This is a genomic window from Delftia sp. ASV31, from assembly GCF_016428765.1.
Lineage (GTDB): Bacteria > Pseudomonadota > Gammaproteobacteria > Burkholderiales > Burkholderiaceae_C > Comamonas > Comamonas acidovorans.
In genome coordinates, this window is record NZ_JAELTK010000164.1 from 1 (window position 1) to 3616 (window position 3616).

The following is a 3616-nucleotide window of genomic DNA, read 5'->3' on the forward strand; positions in this document are numbered from 1 at the left end:
GCGTGGAAGGCGTCGATGCGCAATCCGTCGTGCAACCCGCCGTCGGATTGACGGGGCTGATGCCGCCCGATGGATCGTAGGAGGCCGTGTTCGTGCTCGAACCCACCGCCGTCGGCACAGCCGGCAGGTTGAAGCTGGTGTTGCCACCGGCCGCCACTGCCGCAGTGAAGTTCACCGTGCAAGACAGGATTGCCGTGCCATTGCCCACGAAGGGGAAGGTGTTGGGCGTGCAGGTTGCACTGGCCACGTTTGCACCAGTCGGTACGCCCGTGATGCTGATGCCTGTCGGCACCAGGTCCTTGATGGTCACGCTGGTGGCAGGACCAAACGCTCCAGCCGCATTCGCTACCGTGAAGGCGTAGTTGAACGCAGTCCCCACAGCCAGGCTACCCGGGTTGGCCTTGGTGACCGTCAACGCTGGCGTGCCAGGCGTCACCGGCGTGGAAGGCGTCGATGCGCAATCCGTCGTGCAACCCGCCGTCGGATTGACGGGGCTGATGCCGCCCGATGGATCGTAGGAGGCCGTGTTCGTGCTCGAACCCACCGCCGTCGGCACAGCCGGCAGATTGAAGCTGGTGTTGCCACCGGGCGCCACTGCCGCAGTGAAGTTCACCGTGCAAGACAGGATCGCCGTGCCATTGCCCACGAAGGGGAAGGTATTGGGCGCGCAAGTTGCACTGGCCACGTTTGCACCAGTCGGCACGCCCGTGATGCTGATGCCTGCAGGCACCAGGTCCTTGATGGTCACGCTGGTGGCGGGGCCGAAGGCACTGGCGGCATTGGACACGGAGAACGCATAGTTGAAGGGCGTGCCCACAGCCAGGCTACCGGGGTTGGCCTTGGTGACACTGAGGTTCACCACGCTCACAAAATGAATTTGTGCGGCGCTTGGCGAATACGCGTTTGCTCCCACGGTGAACGTGCCACCCAGGGTTCCTGCAGGAATGCTGGTGGCGATGCTGTAGGTACCACTTGCTGTGCTGGTGGCAGTGATCGAGCAGATGCCCAAAGTTGCGCCGCTTGTTCCAGTGGTGCAAGTGGCCGACGCACCTGCCGCGCCACCGTTCAGCTTCACGCCGGCAGTACCGGCAAAGGTGACGACCTCGCCGCCCTTGGGATTGCCACCGGCATCGCGCACATACGCTTCCACCACATCGGTTGCCGTGCCATTTGCCGCCGCGTTGTCGCTCACGACACGCAGGCCCGAATTGCTTGCCGAGGCATTGCCGGCGACAAAGGCCATCGATTGCGGGCTGTTGCCGATGGCAGTTGCACCCACCGTGGCGGCAGCCGAGTAAGTCGATGCGGTCACGCTGGTGAACGACACCGAGCAGGTCGCCGCCGCACCCGCAGTCGTGCAACTGGCGGTGGCAGGCGCCGCTCCGGCAGGCGTCACGCTGAAGTTCACGACAACGCCCGTGACCGGATTGCCGAACGCATCCTTGGTGACCACGGAAACGAAGTCCTGGCCGCCGCCAGCTGCCTGGTTGTTCGCATCGACCGACATGGTCGAATTGGCGGGATCGACGGCACCTGCCGTAAAGACATAGGCAGCCGTCGCACCGAAGGTATTGCCACCGGAGCTGACGCCGCTGCCGCTCAATGCGCCGCTCGCGATGCTTGCGCCGGAAGTGTAGGAACCCGCGACGGTTGTCTTGGCGGTGACCTGGCAGGTACCGGCCGCATTGGTGGTGCAGGTACCGCTGAAGGTGATGTTTGCGGTGGGAGAGAACGTGACAACGCTTCCGGCCACCGGATTGCCGTTGACATCTCCCACAAACGCTTCAAGCACATCTGTCGCCGAGCCATTGGCCGTGACCGGACTGCTGACGGTACGCACCCCCGACCTGGCTGGGTCGGCGGCATTGGCCGTGAAGTTGATCACGGCCGGACTGCCATTTGCCACGCTCTGGGTGGTGGTGCCGTTGTTGTCCGTGGCTGTGAAGCTCGCCGCACCCGCCACGGTGGATGTCACCGTGATGGAGCAGCGCGCTGGATTCGCATTGGCCGCAATCGTGCAGGAAGTTGCCGACGGCGTGCCGGCGCCGGTATGGACAAAGCCGATGGTGTGGGCGACCGTATCGACCGTTGCATTGCCATTGGCGTCCTGCAGTGCAACGGTCACCGTGCCGGTGCTCGTACCGTCGGCCATCACCGAGAGCGGTGTGGCACTGAGCAGATTGCCGCTGGCTGTATTGCTGGGCGGCCCGGCAATGAAGTTGACCGATACCGGACTGCCATTGCTCACGGCCGTTCCGTTGTCCGTTGCCGTGAAACTTGCGGTGCCGACCGTGGCCGATTTCACCGTCACGGAGCAGGTGGCCGGATTGGCATTGGCCGCGATCGTGCACGTGGGTGCGGCCGGCGTGGTCGTGCCCGCGCCCGTTTTGGTGAAGACAATCGTGTGCGCCACCGTATCCGTGGCGGGATTGCCATTGGCATCGCGCAGGGCCACGCTGATCGAGCTCGTGGCAGTGTTGTCTGCGACAACGCTGAGCGGACTGGCACTGATCAGGTTTCCATTGGCGCCATTGCTGGGCGGGCCGGCCGTGTAGTTCACCACAGCCGTAGCCGTGGCGGCCGAGCCATTGATGGTGAAGCCAAAGGTGCCGCTGCCGACTGCGGTAGGTGCCGTGACGGTTGCCGTGTACACCCCTGCGCTGCACGCCCCCGCGCCGACCGCAGGCGAGCCCTGTGTTCCGCCGTTCAGCGTGAAGGCCACCGTATTGGCACAGGTCGCAATCGAATTGCCTGACGCATCCTTGAGCTGCGCCGTCAATGTGCTGGTTGCGGTGCCATTGGCAATGATCGAGGTCGGACTCGCAACGATGGTCGAGGCGCTGGTACTTGGCGGACCCGCCGTGTAGCTCACTGAAGCCGTAGCAACTGCAGCTGAGCCGTTGATGGTGAATCCGAAGATCCCGCTGCCGACCGCCGTGGGCGATGTGACGGTACCCGTATAGATGCCGGCGGTACACGAGGCCGCGCCCACATTCGGCGTTCCCTGCGTTCCGCCCTTCAGGGTGAACGCCACCGTGTTCGTGCACGTGTTGATCGGATTGCTGCTGGCATCGACCAGCTGCACGCGCAGCAAACTGGTGGAGCTGCCGTTGGCCACGATCGATGCCGGTGTGGCGGCTATCGTGGATGCACTCGTACTCGGCGTTGCGGCCGCATAGGAGACCGTTGCAGTGGCAACAGCCGCAGCCCCGTTGATGGTGAACCCGAAGGTGCCGCTGCCGACCAGCACCGGCGATGTCACCGTCCCCGTGTACATGCCGGCACTGCAGCCCGTGACGCTGACGGCAGGAACGCCTTGCGTCCCCGCATTGAGGGTGAAGGCCACCGTATCGGTACAGGTGGTGACAAGGTTGCCTAAAGCATCCTTCAACTGCACGGCCAAGGTGCTGGTGGAGACGCCGTTGGCCGCAATCGATGGCGGACTCGCGGCGATTTCAGACCCGCTCGTGCTGGCCGGCAGCGCGGTGAAGCTGTAAGCAACCGGCGAAGGCTGATAGGTCACTGCGCCAGATACCGGGCTGTCTCTTATACACATCTAAAAAGGGGGGGGGGGGGGGGGGGGGGGGGGGGGGGGGGGGGGGGGGGGGGGGGGGGG

At 64.5% G+C, this 3616-nt stretch carries 1 protein-coding gene; it reads right to left on the reverse strand.

Annotated features, from left to right (window positions below):
• Positions 1 to 3556: S-layer family protein (locus JHD82_RS28590; protein WP_233174939.1), on the reverse strand; the 3556-nt coding region annotated here is incomplete at its 3' end.
• Between the last annotated feature and the right edge of the window lie 60 nt (positions 3557 to 3616).